This window comes from Blautia sp. HCN-1074, assembly GCF_037890165.1.
GTDB lineage: Bacteria > Bacillota > Clostridia > Lachnospirales > Lachnospiraceae > Blautia_A.
In genome coordinates this window covers 1-362 of sequence record NZ_JBBKBP010000087.1, presented here as the reverse complement: position 1 = coordinate 362, position 362 = coordinate 1, and the positions used below count along the sequence as shown (strand labels likewise).

Here is a 362-nt window from a genome sequence, read left to right as displayed (position 1 = left end):
TATACGAAGATACACTTCCAAGCGCATGCTGGATCGCGGACCTGCGGAGGTAAGACGGCATCTTCGGAAAACGAAGGTCAAAATCAAACCGGGCTGTGTTTTTCTTCGTCATGTGTACCATATGCTCTGCGGTATTAAAACGCTTTTTTGTCTCCGGGATCTTCCTCAGTTCTTCCCAGACCTGTGCGTAGATCTCTGTCAGGTAACCGACTGCCTGACGATAGATCTCCATTGTCTGACGGACCGGGATATTCTGTTTTCGTATCTCCACACCATAGCTGGATACTGTCCGCATCTTCTTCCACCTTTCCCGCAAAAAACAAACGTTTCTGGAATGATCCCTGTACTCAGGGCTTTCTCTC

1 pseudogene is annotated in these 362 nt (G+C 48.3%); it reads right to left on the bottom strand.

What is annotated here, in order from left to right:
- Positions 1 to 295: pseudogene (locus tag WKT11_RS19890) on the bottom strand (IS200/IS605 family accessory protein TnpB-related protein); the annotation flags it as partial.
- Between the last annotated feature and the right edge of the window lie 67 nt (positions 296 to 362).